This is a genomic window from Flavobacterium sp. S87F.05.LMB.W.Kidney.N (assembly GCF_004366435.1).
Classification (GTDB): Bacteria; Bacteroidota; Bacteroidia; order Flavobacteriales; family Flavobacteriaceae; genus Flavobacterium.
The window spans coordinates 269,781-287,658 of record NZ_SODX01000002.1 but is presented as its reverse complement, the minus strand read 5'-3'; the positions used below and the strand labels follow the sequence as shown (position 1 = coordinate 287,658).

The 17,878-nt window shown below is 34.2% G+C and carries 13 protein-coding genes; 1 reads left to right on the top strand and 12 read right to left on the bottom strand.

What is annotated here, in order from left to right; all coding sequences use genetic code 11:
* Positions 1-134 precede the first annotated feature (134 nt).
* The 10 genes from metQ to EDB96_RS07025 form a co-directional block, all read right to left on the bottom strand.
* Complete coding sequence (gene metQ / locus EDB96_RS07070) at positions 135-947, bottom strand: methionine ABC transporter substrate-binding lipoprotein MetQ (protein WP_134139904.1); 813 nt, start codon at positions 945-947, stop codon at positions 135-137.
* A 46-nt stretch (positions 948-993) separates the two neighbouring features.
* Entirely contained in the window at positions 994-1,647 is a 654-nt protein-coding gene (locus tag EDB96_RS07065) for a methionine ABC transporter permease MetI (RefSeq protein ID WP_057116737.1), read from the bottom strand.
* Positions 1,640-2,671: a methionine ABC transporter ATP-binding protein MetN gene (metN, locus tag EDB96_RS07060; protein ID WP_134139903.1), complete on the bottom strand. Its 1,032-nt coding sequence runs from the start codon at positions 2,669-2,671 to the stop codon at positions 1,640-1,642. Before metN ends, EDB96_RS07065 begins: the two co-directional genes overlap by 8 nt.
* A gap of 362 nt (positions 2,672-3,033) precedes the next feature.
* Complete coding sequence (locus EDB96_RS07055; RefSeq protein ID WP_243839315.1) at positions 3,034-4,038, bottom strand: PQQ-binding-like beta-propeller repeat protein; 1,005 nt, start codon at positions 4,036-4,038, stop codon at positions 3,034-3,036.
* A 14-nt stretch (positions 4,039-4,052) separates the two neighbouring features.
* Positions 4,053-5,267 (bottom strand): hypothetical protein, encoded by a 1,215-nt coding sequence (locus tag EDB96_RS07050; RefSeq protein WP_134139899.1) that lies wholly within the window; start codon positions 5,265-5,267, stop codon positions 4,053-4,055.
* A 167-nt stretch (positions 5,268-5,434) separates the two neighbouring features.
* Positions 5,435-6,553, bottom strand: a complete 1,119-nt coding sequence (gene nagA / locus EDB96_RS07045) for an N-acetylglucosamine-6-phosphate deacetylase (protein ID WP_134139897.1) — start codon at positions 6,551-6,553, stop codon at positions 5,435-5,437.
* Between the two features lie 160 nt (positions 6,554-6,713).
* Positions 6,714-8,111: a TolC family protein gene (locus tag EDB96_RS07040; RefSeq protein ID WP_134139896.1), complete on the bottom strand. Its 1,398-nt coding sequence runs from the start codon at positions 8,109-8,111 to the stop codon at positions 6,714-6,716.
* Between the two features lies 1 nt (position 8,112).
* On the bottom strand, positions 8,113-9,465 hold the full coding sequence (locus EDB96_RS07035; RefSeq protein WP_134139895.1) for an HlyD family secretion protein: 1,353 nt from the start codon (positions 9,463-9,465) through the stop codon (positions 8,113-8,115).
* A 2-nt stretch (positions 9,466-9,467) separates the two neighbouring features.
* A complete protein-coding gene (locus tag EDB96_RS07030; protein WP_057116744.1) occupies positions 9,468-11,123 on the bottom strand; it encodes a peptidase domain-containing ABC transporter in 1,656 nt (551 codons plus the stop codon).
* Between the two features lie 100 nt (positions 11,124-11,223).
* Positions 11,224-11,583, bottom strand: coding sequence for a hypothetical protein (locus EDB96_RS07025; RefSeq protein ID WP_241774351.1), 360 nt, complete (start codon positions 11,581-11,583; stop codon positions 11,224-11,226).
* A gap of 490 nt (positions 11,584-12,073) precedes the next feature.
* Between EDB96_RS07025 and EDB96_RS07020 the strand changes: the two genes are divergently transcribed.
* The gene (locus EDB96_RS07020) at positions 12,074-12,532 is read left to right on the top strand and encodes a DUF1810 domain-containing protein (protein ID WP_057116746.1); all 459 of its coding nucleotides are present in this window, start codon (positions 12,074-12,076) and stop codon (positions 12,530-12,532) included.
* 334 nt (positions 12,533-12,866) lie between these two features.
* Here EDB96_RS07020 and EDB96_RS07015 read toward each other — a convergent pair whose 3' ends face one another.
* Positions 12,867-14,909 (bottom strand): protein-disulfide reductase DsbD family protein, encoded by a 2,043-nt coding sequence (locus EDB96_RS07015; protein ID WP_134139893.1) that lies wholly within the window; start codon positions 14,907-14,909, stop codon positions 12,867-12,869.
* Between the two features lie 141 nt (positions 14,910-15,050).
* Positions 15,051-17,867 carry a M16 family metallopeptidase gene (locus EDB96_RS07010; protein WP_134139892.1) on the bottom strand — a complete coding sequence of 939 codons (2,817 nt, stop codon included), beginning with the start codon at positions 17,865-17,867 and terminating at the stop codon, positions 15,051-15,053.
* Between the last annotated feature and the right edge of the window lie 11 nt (positions 17,868-17,878).

The following is a 17,878-nucleotide window of genomic DNA, read 5'->3' as shown; positions in this document are numbered from 1 at the left end:
AATAAGGAATAATCTATAAACGTTACAAAATCAACCCGTTATTTTATAAAGTTATGAGTTATGCTATAAATTATGAGTTATGGGCGAAATCATAATTCATAATTCATAATTAATAATTCATAATTAACAATTAATTACCAGCCTTTAACAGCTCCACCTTTAAATTCTTGCTCAGCAGCTTTTTCTACTTCAGCAGATTGAAATGCTTGTAAAAACTGTTTTACTTTTTCTTCGTTTTTATTGTCTTCACGGCTTACTACCAAATTCACATAAGGAGAATCTTTATCTTCAACAAATAAAGCATCGTGGGAAGGAACTAATCCTGCTGCAGAAGCAAAAGTATTATTGATAATAGCGATAGAAACATTTTCGTCGTCTAAGGCACGAGGTAATTGCGGTGCTTCTAATTCTAAAATTTTCAAATTTTTAGGATTACTAACAATGTCTGTAACTTTAGGAAGTAAACCAACGCCGTCTTTTAATTTCAATAAACCGTTTTTCTGCAAAAGCAATAAAGAACGCCCGCCGTTTGTTGGATCATTCGGAATAATGATTGTGCTTTCGTTTTTCAATTCCGAAAGACTTTTTATTTTTTTAGAATAAGCTGCAATTGGGTAAACAAATGTTTTTCCGATAATTGCCAATTTGTAACCGCGTTGTTTCGATTGTTCGTCTAAATATGGTTTGTGCTGAAATGCATTCGCATCAATATCTCCTTGGCTTAAAGCTTCGTTTGGAATCACATAATCGTTAAAAGAAACCAATTCCACTTCTAAGCCGTATTTTTCTTTTGCTACTTTTTTAGCTGCTTCGGCTACTTTTAATTCTGGGCCAGAAGCTACTCCAACTTTTATAAAATGCGGATCATTATTTTTACTTTTTCCGCAATTTGCTACAACAAGTGCTAAAGCTAAAATTCCGGCTGTTTTCAAGAAATTTATTTTCATGACAATTCTATTTTTAAATTTTTAATTCTAATTTTTTAATTGATAATTATCTGTGATCAAATCGTTTTGATAATCTGTCTCCTGCAAACTGAATCAGGAATACTAAAATTACCAATAATGCCAGAACCGAATTCATTGTAACAGCATCATAACCAATATATCCGTACTGATAGCCCACTTGTCCAAGTCCGCCCGCACCAACAGCGCCGCCCATTGCAGAATAACCTACAAGCGTAATTAAGGTAATTGATGCAGCGTTTATTAATGAAGGTAAAGCCTCTGGAAGTAATACTTTGTAAACTATTTGAAGTGGAGTTGCTCCTAAAGCTCGTGCCGCTTCAATTAATCCTGAAGGAAGACTTAACAAACTGTTTTCGACTAATCTGGCGATAAATGGAGCCGCTCCTATACTTAACGGTACTAATGCCGCACTGACACCAATTGAAGTTCCTACAAGGGCGCGTGTAAACGGAATCATCCAAACGATTAAAATAATGAATGGAATCGAACGAAAAATATTTACTAAAACAGATAATGTCCTGTTTAAAGCAGGCTGTTCTAAAATTTGATTTTTACGAGTAAGAAAAAGTAAAATTCCTGTTGGAAGCCCCAGTAAAAAACCGAAAAATCCCGATACAAAAGTCATAACAATGGTTTCCCATGTTCCTTTTAACAATAATTCTATAATGGAATCAGACATAACCTATAATTTCTGTTTTAATATGTTTTGAATTAAAATATTGAATCGCGGCACTATAATTTTCACGCTTTCCTGATAATTCAATCAGCATTACACCAAAATTTACATCGCCTGCCTGATCCATTTGTGCACTGACAATTTTAAAATCAGTATCAAAAAGTCTTGAAACTTCAGAAATAACAGGTTCATTTACAGATTTCCCAGTCATTTCTAATTTCAATAACGGATTCAAAGTTCCGTCATCTTCTTGTTTTAATTTTTCCTGATAAACGGATGGGATATCAATATGTAAAGAAGATGAAATAAACTCTCTAGTCAAATCATGTTTCGGATCGGCAAAGATTTCGCCTACACTTCCCTGCTCTATTAGTTTTCCGTGACTTATTACCGCAACTTCATCACAAATAGATTTTACAACTTCCATTTGGTGCGTTATCAATAAAACAGTAATATTCAGACGTTTGTTAATGTCTTTCAATAAATTTAAAATAGATCTGGTAGTTGCAGGATCCAGCGCGCTTGTAGCTTCATCACACAAAAGAACTTTCGGATTATTGGCTAAAGTTCTTGCAATTGCAACTCTTTGTTTCTGGCCTCCCGAAAGACTTGCAGGATAATCATTTTCTTTTTCTGCTAAACCAACTAATTGAAGCAGTTCTAAAACACGCGTTTTAATTTCCGTTTTTGAAGTTCCAGCTAATTCCAGCGGAAAGGCAACATTTTCAAAAACAGTTCGTGAAGAAAGCAGATTAAAATGCTGAAAAATCATTCCGATTTGTCTTCTTTCAATCGCCAGTTCCGAATTTGATAACTGCATAAGCGCTTTGCCGTCTACAATAATTTCTCCTGAAGTTGGTCTCTCCAATAAATTCACACAGCGAATTAAAGTACTTTTTCCAGCACCAGAAGTTCCAATTACACCAAAAATCTTCCCTGGAGGAACTCTAAGCGAGACATCAGATAAAGCAGCCACAATTCTGTCTTTCTGATGAAATGTTTTGGTAACATTTTTTAATTCAATCATTCTTTAATTACGTTTTAAAATCAAAAAGCCTTTCAAATAGTTATGAAAGGCTTTTGGAAATAAATTTTATCATTTTATATATTAAGCCAGATCAATAAATACCATTACAACAGCACAGCACATCATGCTGCAATGATAATAATTATTCATTTTCTGGTTACATTTCTTCATAGCGAGTGCAAATTTAAATAGTTATTTCCAATTTTTAGCTATAAATTCTTAAAACTTTTATTAACCTATCAATTTAATAGACTTTTTGATTTCAAATAAAAAATCCTTAGGAGAAACTCCAAATAAAAAATTCCAAACTCCAATTGATTATGGAATTTGGAATTTGTTTTTTTTATTTTGGAATTTAAATACTAATTATTCTGTTCTGCAATAGTAGATTTATTCAGTTTTATAATTCTGATTTTTTTATTGGTATTGTCCGATAAAAAAATAAAATCATTAAGCTGTGCCGTTCCCACAATAGTTCCGAATGAATTCTGTCCCAAAATATCTGAAGCGTTTACAACTGCTTTGTAATTTTGTTTGATAAAATCTTCTTTTGGGTATAATCTTAAATAAGAAGCACTTCCAACATTTTCTGAAGTCACTGCCCAATCTTTGCTGAAAGAAACAGCAATTGGTTTTATATCTACAAATTGTGTTTTCTGAGGCTCGATTGGAGTTGTTAAAGATGCCGCAGCATTTGCTTTAATATTGGCAATATTATAGTACAAATAGCTTTTTGCATCTCTTCCTGCTACCACAAGATTACCGCCATACACATCCATTGAATATACTTCTGTATAACCATTTAATGTGTTTAATTTTGCCAGAGGCTGTAAATCCCAATCGCTTGTTTCTGTAATCTGAGAGGTTTCAAATACTTTTATAGACTTTTCTTTTTCTTTTACGAATACCAATCCATCTTTTACAACTACGCCAAAAACGTGTACAAAAGTCTTCCACCATTGTCCGTTTCCAACAGTACTGATTCCCGCATTTGTGGTCTCATCAAAAACAAATAATCTGGATTCGGTGCTTCCAACATAAATACGGCCATTGTCAACCGCAACAGAAGTCAAACTCGTTAGCGGGATTGTAGTTGTTCCTTTTACATATTCTTTAATGGTTTTGATATGAGTAAAAGTAAGAGCATCAAAAACTTCCAAAACGTTTCCATTAACAACGTATAATTTATCTTTTGAAACGGCTATTCCTTTAGGATCAAATGCTTCTGTGCTTCCAGGAATATTTTCTGCGGTTAGAGTCGCTTGTTCTGTTGGATAATAGTAATCGTAATTTTTAGATTCAATATCGTCTTTGCTGCAATTGGTAAAAAAGCAAAGTACAAGAATTAAGGTCAAAATATGTTTCATATCTATTTTATATTTTAATTCCATTTTCCTTCGCCTTTATATTTCAGCAAAAATGGATTCTTTGGATTAATGGTAAATACTGGTTTTTTGTATGTTCCGTTAAGGTATTTTGTCTTTGTATAAGTTTGTAAAACCTCTGGATCTGTAAAAGGAAGGTCATTTAAATAAATCAAATATTTATAAAAATGAGTCAGCATTTCCTGCTGTCCGCCGCCTTCGCCGCTATTAGCTAAATTACTGCTGTGGCTAAAACCAATATGATGCGAATACTCATGCGACCAAACTGACATTTCTCCTAACCAATGTCCGGTAACATATCCAGATTCCCATTGTGATGCCAGATTTCCTCCGCCCCAGGCTGAATCACCTCCAACCATTGCTATCCAAAGCGTTCTTTTATCTAGATAATTCCAATATATTTTTTCAATTTCTTCTTTTGAAATATAATCGTAAACTCCGTCAACGTCATCAGCATTTCCGTGCCAATTCAATGCCCCATTTACAGCAGTTCCTGCCAAAGCAGCCTGCTCTTGCTTGTATTTATCAAAATTGGTAAAAGTGCTGTAATATAACGGATGGCTTAAGGCGTAAGAATAATTGATAATCATTGTTATTGCTTCTTTTGCCAAAGCCGGATTCATTGGAAGGTATTTACCTAAATCGTTAATATGATACGAATCATTAAACTGCACTAAATGATTGGATTTGATTTTTTTGATTTTTTGAAATAATGGATCTTCAGATTCAACAGAGAATTCAATTGCACCAGAAGAGAATCCTTCGATTTTGTCAATTGTTACCGTATTTCCTGTTTCTAACAAATAATCATTTTTCTGATCTGTTAAAGGTATTTTATGAAACGAGCGGTGAAAAGCAGGAATTTTTGAAAAACTGTAAATCAAAAATCGCTTATCGTAATTCGGCAGTTTTGCATAAATTTTTACATCGTTAAGTCCAACAGGCGAATAAAGCGAAATTTGTACAGAATCTTTTCCTTTTTGAATAACCTGCAGCGGCTCATTTACTCTAAACCATCGATCTGTTTTATCGTACATTCTTGCTGGATCTTCGTCATCAGCAAACATGGTCATTGGATGATTTTCTGCGGGTAAAGCTGTAGCATCAATGCTCGGAAGGTAATTTGGTTTGTACGAATCTCCATCGTCACTGCAGCCAAAAATTATACTTGAAAGTAACGCAAGTACAATGTAGTGAGTTTTTTTTCTCATTTTAAGTAAGTAGGTTTGGGGGTTAAATATGCACACAAAACTATCAATATGCTTTTTAAAAACAAACAGATTGAAAGAAAAGTATGAAATTAAATTGTACTAAAAGTAAAATTATCCAGTCACTACAGTACTTAAAAGTTATATTTTAAGATTTAAAAAATTGTATTTTACGTTAAATCTAACGTTTCGATTGTAGATAAATCAGCATTGAATTTTACAAAAGATGCAGGAAATCCAGCTTTAATTTTTCCGATTTTATCTTGCAGACCAATTGCTGCTGCAACTCTTGAAGCCGCCATTTTTACTGCTTCATCTGCAGAAACTTCAAGATGATTATAGGCGTTTTGTACTGCTTCTGCCACTGATATTGAAGCTCCTGCCAAATTACCGTCTTCATTTCTGTAAAAACCATTTTCTAAATGAGCATCAAAATTGTCCCATTTAAAATTGGATACTTTTCGGCCTAAAAACGTTGCGTCGCTGATTAGAAAGAATTTGTCTTTTTTTAGTTTATAAGCCACTTTGGCCGCGGCATAATCACAATGTACGCCGTCCAGAATAACTGGAGAATAAACTTCTTCATTTTCAAAAACTGCCCCAACCAATCCTGGTTCACGATGTCCAAACTGTGTCATGGCATTAAATAAGTGCGTTACCAGATTTATTCCTTTAGCAAAATAAGGTTGCGCTTCTTTATGGGTTATGGTCGAATGCCCGATTGAAATGGTAATTCCGCTTTCAATCAACATATTTAATTGTTCTTCTGTAAAACATTCTGGAGCAATTGTAATTACTTTAATAACATCTTTTCCTTTTTCGATAATTTCCCTAAGTTCTTCATTTGTTGGTTTTCGCACCTGATCGATACTGTGGGCGCCCCGTCTTAAGGGATTTAAAAATGGCCCTTCTAAATGCATTCCGAAAACACCATTGTTATGCTTTTTCATGTAATTGCGAACGGCTTGAATTCCTTCTAAAATGGTTTCTCTTGAAGAAGAAATCAAACACGGTAAAACATGTGTTGTGCCGTATTTCAAGCTCGAATCGTAAATATCCTGAATGGTTTCTTCGTTTGGAGTCTGACTGAAATAATACTTTTCGCCGCCATTGATTTGAATATCTATAAAACCAGCTGCGAGATGATTGCCGCCTAAATCAATTTTTTCAATATCACTTGGAATTTCACTTTGCACCGAAATAATAATTCCGTTTTCTATGATAACGACACCGTTTTCAATTATTTCTTCACCAGTATGCACAACAGCGTTTACAATTGCTTGTTTCATGTTTAATTTATTTCTTTTAATTTTAATTCAGAAATGAAAAGAGAAAGGTCGTATTATTTCTCTAAATAAAAAAGCTTCAGAAAAAATCTGAAGCTTTTTTGAATTTAAATTCTGAAAATTAATATACTACAGTCATTGCAAACTGCATATTTGATTTGTTTTAATCTGGATTTGCCAATATTTTGTACAACTCGGCATTAGAAAGATAAAACTGATTTTCTAAACTAATTTGAGATAATTTGGCACTTACTAGATTATTTTCTCTAGAATTAATTAAGAAAATGGAACTTTCTCCAAATGAAAACAGTTTCTCTTCTGAATTCAGCATTGTCATATAATCGTTAACAAGATTATCAATTACGGTTTTCTGTCTTCGTAAAGAAGCGATTTCTGTCTGCTGTGCTTTTATTTTATTTTTAAGTTCCAATCGCTGCTGCCCAATGTCGAACTGCAGATCCTGAATTTTAATTTTAGCCATTTTTAAATTCCCTCTTTCTTTTCTTAAGAAAATAGGAAAACTAAAATCGATATTAAATTTATAGTCATCGGCATTAAAAGTGTTCCAATATTGCGGTTCTGAAATATAATTGTAACCAACATTTACTTTAGGAAGCAGTGAATTTGCCTTTAACTGCCTGTTCACTTCCAAAATAGACATTTTAGTTTCTAACGATTGTATTTTCGGATGAGAATCCAGCGATTCAACATCGACCATCATGGCATCTGTTCTTAAAGTTTCTTCAATCGTCTGACCTAAATTCTGCTCTGGTTTTACAAAATCTCCTAATTCAACCGGGATATTTTCAATCCACAAATAATTAGCCAGATTAAGTCTTGCTTTAGCTAGTTTCAAATTTGCATTTTCTACATTTAATTCTCTGTTTCTTACCGTAATTCTAGCTTCAACGCTGTCAATTGCAGGCGAATCTCCAGATTCAATTAATTTTTTAACACCAGAAAAACGCGTACTTGCAAAGCCTAAGTAATTCTTATACAATTCGGCTTCGTTGTAGCTTTTTCTCCATTCGAAATAAGCTTCACTTGCTTTGTACAAAACGGCGATAGCTTTCAGTTTTCTTTCGGCATCACTTAATTTTACCTGAAGTTTTCCTTCTCTCACATCAGCCATTCGCTGATTGATAAACATTCCCTGCCCTAAAGCCACGCTGATTCCGAGCGATGTTAAACCCGCTTCTGGTGTGCGATTCTGCGGATTGTAATATTGTCCGTCTGTATCATCAAAACCAGCTTTTACTTCAATTCCGTACCAAGTCGGAATTTTGAAACTGCTGTTTAATATAGAATAATATTCGGTTCCTTTAAATTCTTTCTTATTGTAATCTACTTCAATTTTTGGATCAAAGCCCCCACGCGCCGCCATTAATCTCGCCTGTGCATTGGTTACTTCAAGATTGGCTTGTTTGACGAGCGGATGGTATTTTTTGACATATCCCAAAAACTCGCTGAAACTCAGCTCTTCTTCATTAAAGTTCTGACTTTGAAGCGAAGAAAAACTCAGCAGAAATAAGAAAGAAAGCAATTTTACAAGATTTCTCATTTTATTTTTTCTCCTTTCCTTTTTCTTCTTTATCACCAGAATTATAGTAGTTTGGCGGGAAACCATTCAAGTTTCGCCAAATTTCATACCCTACAGAAACCGTTTCGAGCAAAGCAATACTTTGTGCTCCGGCACCAATACTTAATTCTTTTGGCCAGTGACGATCTTCTCCATCTGGCGATACCAAAATTCTATATTTCCCATTCGGACTAATAAAGTTTTCTATCGCAACGACTTTACCTCCATAAGTTCCATATGATAATCCTGGCCATCCAGAAAATACGATTCTAGGCCATCCGTCAAACCAGACACGAACTTTTGCACCGCGGTGAACAAGCGGTAAATCGATAGGATCTACGTAAGTTTCTACAGCAATATCATATTTAGACGGCATAATGCTTACAACTGGAGTTCCTTCTTTAATAGTTTCTCCAAGACCAGCCAGCAAAGCACGATTGACATAACCGCTCTGAGGTGCTGTAATGTAATATAAACCGTTTCTCAATTTATAATTGGTGTATTGATTTTCCAGCTTATTTACCTGAGCCTCTGTATCGTACTGTGTACTTAACGCTGTAAATTTATCACTTCTTGATTTTGATATTTTTTCAGCATATTCGGCCGTAATTCTATTGATTTCAACTTTGGCGTTTATCAGTTCATTTCTGCTGCTCAAAAGTTTATTTTCCTGTGTAATAATATAAGCTTCAGACTCTTGCAGTTTTAATCTTTTCTGCTCGACATCTGTCATTGGTTTTAAACCTTCTTTGTTTAATGCTGTAGAACGATCAAATTGTGTTTTTGCAATTCGCAATTGTGTTCTTACCGCAACAAGATCCATACTGTCACTTTTTATTTTCAGCTGTGCCTGACGAATTTTATTCTGCGCCTGCTGCAATTTCAATTGTCTTTCTGTTGTAAGCGACTGTGCCTGAACATCAAGAGAACCTACTTTATCACTATACGATTCTGCAGCCATTTTTTTGGCATCAACTTGTTCTTTGGTATTTGCAACCAAATTTGGATCCAGGTAATCTTCTTTAATCTCTGAAATAAAAAGAATAGTATCTCCTTTTTTTACATAATCTCCTTCTTTCACAAACCATTTTTCAATACGTCCAGCAATAGCATTATGCACGGTCTGCGGTCTTTGATCTGGTTTTAAAGTCGTTACAGAACCGCTTCCAGATATATTCTGTGTCCAAGGCAGAAAAAGACAGCAGATAAGAAAAATCAAGAATCCGATTATGACTTTATTTAAAATTTTATAATGTGGCCTGCGGGCAACGCTTGTAATCGATTTGTATTTGCCCGGCGTTATAAGTACGTTATTATCTTTAGATATATTGAGCATGATTAAAGCTTTATGTCGTTAATAATTTTTCCGTCATCAATCGTGATCATACGGCTGCACTTGCTTTTCCAAATGTCACTTTTAGAAGTTACAATTACAGTCCAGTCGTTTTCATCAGAAAGTAAAAAATCAACAATTTTGTTCGAAGTTAATTCGTCCATTTTATCAACCGGATCTTCTAAGAATAAAATATTCGGTTTCCCGACAATACTTCTGGCCAAAAGAATCTTTTGAACATCTGAAGCAGAAAGTTCGCGCCCGCCTGGATGAATTTGATTCTCGAGTCCGTTCTCAAAAGTTTTAATATAGGGTGTCAAACCAACATTATCTAAAGCCCATTTTAAATCATCACTGTTTAATGTTTCGTTTCCGAAAACAATATTCTCGCGTATTGTACCTGCAAAAAGTGTATCACCTTGCAAAAAAGTTCCTGCCTGAGCTCTGTAAGTGTCTTCGTTAAGACGGTTCATATAATTATCGGTAACATACATGGCACCGCTTTCTGGCTCCAAAACTCCGGAAAGAAGTCTTAACAAAGTACTTTTTCCAGCTCCGTTTGTTCCGGTTAGAATAATTTTTTCGCCCTGAGAGATTTTTAAATTAATATTCTTAAGCGATTTTTTGGTATGTTCTGGATAATTATAACTGATGCTTTCCGTTTCTATATTAATTCCTTTTTCTGTTTTATCAGAAGTCTGCGGAATGCATGAAATTTCCATATCCGTAATCTGTCCAATTTTTTCAAGGGAAGTCAAAACATCATAGAAAGATTCTAATCCGAAAATAATTTTCTCAACTGAGTTAATCAATAATACAATTACAATTTCAGCTGCTACGAACTGCCCTATGTTCATTTGGTGGTGAATTACCAGAAAACCACCGATCGACAATAAGGCAGCGGTAACAATTACTTTAAAAATAGTCAGCTGTATATATTGTTTTTTCATTACCTGAAAGTGTTTTTCACGGTAGTTAACATATTGACTCACATAGCCGTCATTTCTGTCTAAAGCGTATTCAAAAGCACCTTTTCTACGGAAACTTTCTCGATTGCGGGCAATTTCCTGAAGCCATGCGGCTACTTTATATTTAAACTTCGACTCGTTCAAACTGGTTTCTAGACCATCTTTGTAAGAAAATTTAAAAATGACATATAAAATAACAATGAAAAGAAGTCCGATAACCATAAAGAAAGAATGGTAAAGAACCAGTAAAATAATACCCAGACCCACTTGAAGAAATGCTGTACAGAAATCAAGCAGTAATTTTGCCGTTCCTTTCTGCACCGTTAAGGTATCAAAAAAACGATTGGCTTTTTCGGGCGCATATTCAGAATACATTTCTTTAAATTTAATTAAAGGCATTCTGTATGCAAATTCAAATGAAGAACGAACGAAAATTCGCTGCTGCAGGTTTTCGACTATACGAAGCTGTAAGATTGTTAAAACACCGCCAAAACCAACTCCAATTGTAACTAAAACTACGAGAACAATCCAAGAAACGCTGAGCTGTCCGCTTTGAATAAAATTAATAATAGCCTGGATTCCCAAAGGCAGTGAAAGGTTTACTAACCCTCCAAAAGCAGCATAGAAGATAATTTGATATACATCGCGCTTATCGAGCTGCAATAAGGTATAAAAACGTTTTAATGGTGTCATGAATGTAAGTATAAATACGAGATTATTACATAGAATAAATATACGGCAAAAACCGTATTCGAGATCAAGATTTTTCTTCCAATCCCTAAAAAACAAGTATTTATGAGTTCATTCGAGGAGGCGGTAAATGTATCTTACCATGAAATCCAAACGAAAACATTGGATTATTGATGTAGTTTTTTCCTTTGGTTTCTATGTGAAAATAAAAATTAGGCATTGATGATTCTATCGAAATCAAATATTCCATTGCTGGAATTCCTTTGGCTAATTTCGCTGTTTTCGTGTCTTTTGTTTCGTAATCATCCAACTCTTCTGGAATTCCGTCGCATTTAAAAACTTTCTTTAGAAAATTGCATGCAATACCTTTTACAGTATAAGTTTCGGCATTGTCACTTATAATTCTGCCAAAACTATTGGAGATATTTAAACTGCTGATTAAAAAATAACCGACTAGTAACACCTGGAGGCATTTGCAAAAAAAGCTATTTTTAATTTTATTCAACATTTTCTAAAAAATAAAAGTTACATCACCAATAAAATCCCTGAAAGACTTTAACCACAAAACAGTTTAATATTTCCTAAGTCTTTTTTGCCTCTAAATTTACTTTTCAGTCTAAAAATCACATTCGATTTTGTTCAAAACCTCAGTGATTTAGAGCAGTGATCCTAATTTTTAGGAGCGCGCAATTTAGCGCCATTTTTTTTGCAGAACATTAAAATAACATTAGAATTTAGCTCTTTTTAAAACTTTAAAAATAAATTAACAGGACATTCCTACACTTAAAGATTATCGAAATTATATAACACCACGCTATAATTCTATAACTCCCAAATAGATAGGAATTCTACTTTTGATAATCGAAAATTTCGATAAAATATAATAAAAGATTAAACAAGTGTTACCGATTAAACAAACCCGATTTATAAACCATTTAATATATAATCAAGAGATGATCTACGCAAAAAATGATTTGACCCGATTTTTAGATGCACAAAATAAACTTTATCTGACTGCTCTTTCTGAGATTAAAAAAGGAAAAAAAGAAACACACTGGATGTGGTTTATTTTTCCGCAGATAAAAGGATTGGGAAAAAGCGCGCTCTCTGATTATTATGCGGTTGCAGATCTTAAAGAAGCAACTGAATTTTTAAATCATCCGATTTTAGCAAAACATTTAATTGAAATCTCAAAATTGCTTTTGACTTTAAAGAAAAAGTCAGCAGAAGGTATTTTGGGCGAACTTGGCGCAAGAAAACTGCATTCGTCAATGAGTTTATTTGTTCAGGTAGAAAATGCAGATCCTGTTTTTCAAGAAGTTCTGGATACTTTTTTCTACGGACATTTAGATCAAATGACTTTAAACTTTACTAAAAAAGCCGTTAAACAGCCAGAAGCTGTTCTTTCTTAATACTCTCTCTTAGGATTCTAAAAAAAGCGGTTATCTCAAAATTGAGATAACCGCTTTTTTTTACGTTTATATAGCTAACGTCATTCCGTAAGAATGTTTCATTGGTAGACAAAATAATGCCCCGTCATATTCACGTCCGTAGGACGTTTGAAATTGGTAAATTGTTAAAAAACAATGTCAAAATGAAACGTTCCTATGGAACGATGAATATGCTAACAATAATTTTCTACCGATGAAATGTTCCTACGGAACAAAAAATATAAAAAAAAGACTATCACTTTTAGATAGTCTCTTTCATCAACAATATAATTACAAATTAAAGATAAAAATCTCTTTATGAACTTTTCTCAAAATTAGAAACGCCTTTTTGCAGCCAGTTCAAATATTCTTCAATATTTGGATTGTAGGCTGAAGTTTCATTGAGCTTTTCTCCGTTATGATTTACCAAAACATAAAAAGGCTGTGCATTGGTTTTGTAAGTTAGTGTTTGAAATTCACTCCATTTTTGACCAATATATTTTAACTTTTTCCCTGTCAGCTTAGAGGTAATCTGCTCGTTTTGCGTCAATTCTCTCTTGTCGTCAACGTATAAAGAAATCAAGACTACATCGCCTTTTAGAATTTTCTGTACTTTTTCGTCAGACCAGACATTGTCTTCCATTTTTCGGCAGTTTACGCAGGCGTGGCCGGTAAAGTCGATCATAACTGGTTTTCCTATTTTTTTGGCGTACTGCATTCCTAAATCGTAATCGGTAAAGGCCATAATGTTATGGGGCCCAAGCTCTGCTCCTTCTGGAAGATTCTGTATTATTTGCGACGAACTTGAATTATTCAATCCATTTGGAATTTCGCTGTAATGCATTGGCGGCGGAAAACCGCTGATCATTTTTAGCGGAGCACCCCAAATTCCGGGAATTAAATAAATGGTAAAAGCCAGGACTACAACACCAAGTCCAAGTCTTCCAACGCTGATATTTGAACTCGGCGTATCATGCGGTAACTGAATTTTTCCGAATAAATAAAAAGTCAGCGTTCCGAAAATGGCAATCCAAATGGCTAAAAAAGCTTCTCTTTCCAGCCAATGCAGCTGCAGAACCAAATCGGCGTTTGATAAAAATTTGAACGCTAGAGCCATTTCTAAAAATCCTAAAAACACTTTTACCGAATTTAACCATCCACCAGATTTTGGAAGTGAATTCAGCCAGCCGGGAAAAGCAGCAAATAGTGTAAAGGGTAAAGCCAAAGCCAAAGAAAAACCAAACATTCCCACAAAAGGTGCAATTCCTCCGCGTGAAGCGGCTTCCACCAATAACGTTCCAACAATTGGCCCAGTACACGAAAAGGAAACAATTGCCAAGGCCAAAGCCATAAATAATATCCCGACGATTCCGCCTTTGTCTGCTTGCGTATCAACTTTATTTGCCCATGAATTCGGCAGCATAATTTCGAATGCACCCAAAAATGAAAAGGCAAATACCATTAACAGCACAAAAAAGATCAGATTGAACCAGACATTTGTGGAAAGCGCATTTAATGAATCTGCTCCAAAAACCCAAGTTACAACGGCACCTAGAAAAATATAAATGGCAATAATCGAAATTCCGTAAAAAATGGCTTTTCTAATTCCCTGCGATTTGGTTTTGCTTTGTTTGGTAAAAAAACTGACCGTCATTGGGATCATCGGGAAAACGCAAGGCGTCAGCAATGCAGCAAATCCAGAGAAAAATGATAAAAGAAAAATAGTCCACAAGCTTCTTGATGCTGTTTTGGGCTGGATTTTTTTTACTGCTGCTTTTGGCGTTTCAACTATTTCTTTTGAAACTATTGATGCTTTTTCTTTTAATTCTAAAACCGAAGAATCAAAAACAATTGGTTTATTATTTTCTTTTACGGTTGTTTCTATTAAAGTTTTCGCTTTCGCGGAAGGACTAATATTAAATTCTAATTCATCAGAACTTGGCGGCAGACAATTTTCATCATTACAAACCATAAACTCCACTTGAGCTTTAATTTTGAAAGGTTTGGACGAAAGTATTTTAATGCGTTGTGTAAAAGCTGCTTCTTTTTCAAAAAACTTGATCTGCATTTTAAAAACGGGATCATTAATGTTTTTTCCTTTTTCTTCTTTTACATTATCAACTAATTGAAAATCTGAAGTTTTGCTAAAACTAAAAGTTGTAGGCAACGGACCTCCGTCTGCAACTTCCTGACTGTATAAATGCCAGCCCGATTCTATAATGGCTTTTGCCTGCAATTCATATTCAGTATCAGAAATTTTCGCAATACTGGTTTTCCATTTTATTGGGTTATATATCTGAGCTTTTACTAATATGGAAAACAGCAGGAAAAAGCCCAGTAAAAAAATATTCTTTTTCATGGGTAAAAACTTTAGAAAGAGGGTTGAATAGCAAAACAACCCTCTATTAAATCCGCTATTCAAACTAAATTGCTTACTAATTCAAAATAATTGATTGATAGGGAAATACAAATTAAACTCTAGTAATAAAAACTCTTCAGATTATTGTAGTGGTTTGAAAACGATTTCATATGAATCGGCTTTGTATAAAAACGAATTCGCAAAGTCCTGAATATCTTTTGCTGTAATACCTTTTATAATATTTTCGTAATTATTAGGATCATTCATATTCTTGCCATCTATAAAATAACTGTAAAGCAAATAACTGCTATACATATTAAAATTTTTGCTGTCTTCTTTCTCCTTTAAATAGTTTGTTTTTGTTTTTTCTAAATCCTCAGCTACAATATCTCCTTTTTTAATTTTATCAATTTCTTGATAAACAATTGGAAGTAAATGCTCTACTTTATTAGCATCGCAGTCAAAGTTAATTTCTAGACTAGCTTTTGAAATTGGTAATTTGTCAATTCCTGAATCCACACCTGCGCCATAAGTTCCACCTTCTTTTTCACGAAGACTTTCTGTGTAACGCAAAGTCAATATATCTCCTAAGAAAGAAGCTAAAATTCTGTTTCGCTGAGTATAAGCATAGTCCTTTACAAATGTGATTCGAACAGAACTTTTTGCAGTTTCCATTTTTATGAAAACATCTCTATCAATTTTATTCGACGTCCATTTTGGAATCTCGGTATTAAATTTTTCCTTTCGTTTAATCCCATTTATACTTGCGATGTATTTTTCTAGTAATGGTTTTAAAACTTCTGCTGTAACATCCCCAACAATAAAAAAATCAAAATTTGAAACATCTGCAAAGCGATCCGTATAAATCGCTTTCATTTTATCAAAAGATAAATCATCGATATATTTTTGATCTAATGGACGAATTTTAGGGTTATTTTTTCCGTAAACAATGTTAGACAGACTATCCTGCATCTTAGCATTAATGTCGTTTTCTCTATTTTTTAAAGAGTTTTGAAGTCTCTGCTTTAAAAGTTCGTACATTTTAGTATCAAATCTTGGCTGTACAAAACGCAGATGCACTAGCTGCATCATCGTTTCGATATCTTTAACATTTGCAGAACCCGAAACTGTTTCCTTTATAGAATTTAAACTTACAGATGAATTTGCAATTTTTCCTTTTAAAACCTTTTCTAAATCAACATTAGAAAGTTCACCAACGCCAGACATCATTGCCAGACTTGTAGAACGATATGCTGAAGGCATGTCTTCAGATTTATACATGGATATACCACCCAAACTTTCTGCTTGCAGGTTTATCTGTTTTTTGTTTTTATCTGCAAACTTATAATGCACTTTTACACCGTTACTTAGTACAAAAGTTGTGGCATCGATTGCGGTTTCTTTTTTCTCAGAAACAATTTTTCCTGGATTAATTTTCAGATTTCCTAAAAGTGTTTTTCCTTCAAAAGTATCTACATACGCCTGTAGCGAAGTGTCATTTTCAGCTTTCTCAATAATATCAAAAGCTTTTTCTTGTGTTAGGTTTTCTTCTTTTTCAACGCCTGTTACGGTTACTACACGATTTTCTTTTGTGTATAATTTAGTGATTTCGTCCTGAAGCGTTTTAGTATCAATATTCTTCAAAATGCTTTTCGTCATTTCAAATTCTGCTTTAGGATCTGCAATTACTTCGTGGTTCAAATAATCATCTTTTACCATTCCGATTACTTGTTTGTGCGAAATCTCGTTTAGTTTGTCTAAATAATTCTCATATCTAGAAATCGTTTCTGTAACTGCTCTTTCGATTTCTCCTTTTGAAAAACCAAATTTATAAGCTCGAACCCATTCGTTCATTACTGCTGTTAAAGCTTCGGCTTGTTTATCTGGTTTTGGCGTTATGCTTACTACAAAAACATCGTTCAAACGGGAATATTTTTGATATCCAATTTGTGCTCCTTTAAAAGGACATTCTTGTTTTTGAGCCATTTCGCTCAAACGATTGTTTATAATTCCAAACGCAATGCTTCGTTGTGTAGATTTTTCTAAATCGGCATAAGTTCCAGTTGCTTTCTCAGCTTTATGACGAATCATAAAATTGATATTCGATGCTGAAATTTCTTTGTCTAGAGCCAGTTTAAAAGTAGGTTCTGCTTTTTCTGGAATAGCAACTTCAAATCTTTTTTTCGGATTTACGGGTGTTGGAATATCTGCAAAAAGTTTTTTGATTTTTGCCTCACTTTCATCTGCATTAATATCTCCAACAATTGCGATTGCCTGTAAATCCGGACGGTACCAATCTTTATAAAAATCTTTTAAAACTTGATATTTGAAGTTTTTAACGATTTCCATATCGCCAATCGGCATACGGTCTGCGTAAAGCGAATTGTTGTAATAATAAGGTGCTAACTGATTGTAAATTCTAGCACGTGCGTTTTGTCTCGTACGCCATTCTTCGGTAATTACACCGCGCTCGGCATCGATTTCTTCATTCGTCAGCGATAAAAAATTAGACCAATCGTGCAGAACCAATAAACAAGTATCGACTACTCCTCCATCTTTTGACGGAATATTGTCTAAATTATAAACTGTTTCGTCTGTGCTGGTATACGCATTGATATTTTTTCCGAAAACAGCACCTTGTTTTTGAAGCGTATTCAGGATTCCTTTTCCTTCAAAATTTTTGGTTCCGTTAAAGGCCATATGTTCCAGAAAATGCGCCAAACCTTTCTGCTGGTCGTTTTCTAAAATCGAACCTACATTTTGAATGATGTAATAACTTGCTGTATTTTTATTGACCTCAGTAGGATAAATATAGTACGTCATTCCATTTGGCAGCACTCCTTTTTTTATTTTTTGGTTGACCGCAATTGGATCGTTTGCTTTATAATGCTGCGCTTGCGCGAATGACAAACATCCAACGAAGAGCAGTAAGATCGCTATTTTTTTGCTGTATTTCATAAAGCTGGTTT

What these genes read in the sequence shown, in the direction of transcription:
- metQ (WP_134139904.1), bottom strand. Translation starts at nt 947, where the DNA reads ATGAAAATAAATTTCTTGAAAACAGCCGGAATTTTAGCTTTAGCACTT.
- EDB96_RS07065 (WP_057116737.1), bottom strand. Translation starts at nt 1,647, where the DNA reads ATGTCTGATTCCATTATAGAATTATTGTTAAAAGGAACATGGGAAACC.
- metN (WP_134139903.1), bottom strand. Translation starts at nt 2,671, where the DNA reads ATGATTGAATTAAAAAATGTTACCAAAACATTTCATCAGAAAGACAGA.
- EDB96_RS07055 (WP_243839315.1), bottom strand. Translation starts at nt 4,038, where the DNA reads ATGAAACATATTTTGACCTTAATTCTTGTACTTTGCTTTTTTACCAAT.
- EDB96_RS07050 (WP_134139899.1), bottom strand. Translation starts at nt 5,267, where the DNA reads ATGAGAAAAAAAACTCACTACATTGTACTTGCGTTACTTTCAAGTATA.
- nagA (WP_134139897.1), bottom strand. Translation starts at nt 6,553, where the DNA reads ATGAAACAAGCAATTGTAAACGCTGTTGTGCATACTGGTGAAGAAATA.
- EDB96_RS07040 (WP_134139896.1), bottom strand. Translation starts at nt 8,111, where the DNA reads ATGAGAAATCTTGTAAAATTGCTTTCTTTCTTATTTCTGCTGAGTTTT.
- EDB96_RS07035 (WP_134139895.1), bottom strand. Translation starts at nt 9,465, where the DNA reads ATGCTCAATATATCTAAAGATAATAACGTACTTATAACGCCGGGCAAA.
- EDB96_RS07030 (WP_057116744.1), bottom strand. Translation starts at nt 11,123, where the DNA reads ATGACACCATTAAAACGTTTTTATACCTTATTGCAGCTCGATAAGCGC.
- EDB96_RS07020 (WP_057116746.1), top strand. Translation starts at nt 12,074, where the DNA reads ATGATCTACGCAAAAAATGATTTGACCCGATTTTTAGATGCACAAAAT.
- EDB96_RS07015 (WP_134139893.1), bottom strand. Translation starts at nt 14,909, where the DNA reads ATGAAAAAGAATATTTTTTTACTGGGCTTTTTCCTGCTGTTTTCCATA.
- EDB96_RS07010 (WP_134139892.1), bottom strand. Translation starts at nt 17,867, where the DNA reads ATGAAATACAGCAAAAAAATAGCGATCTTACTGCTCTTCGTTGGATGT.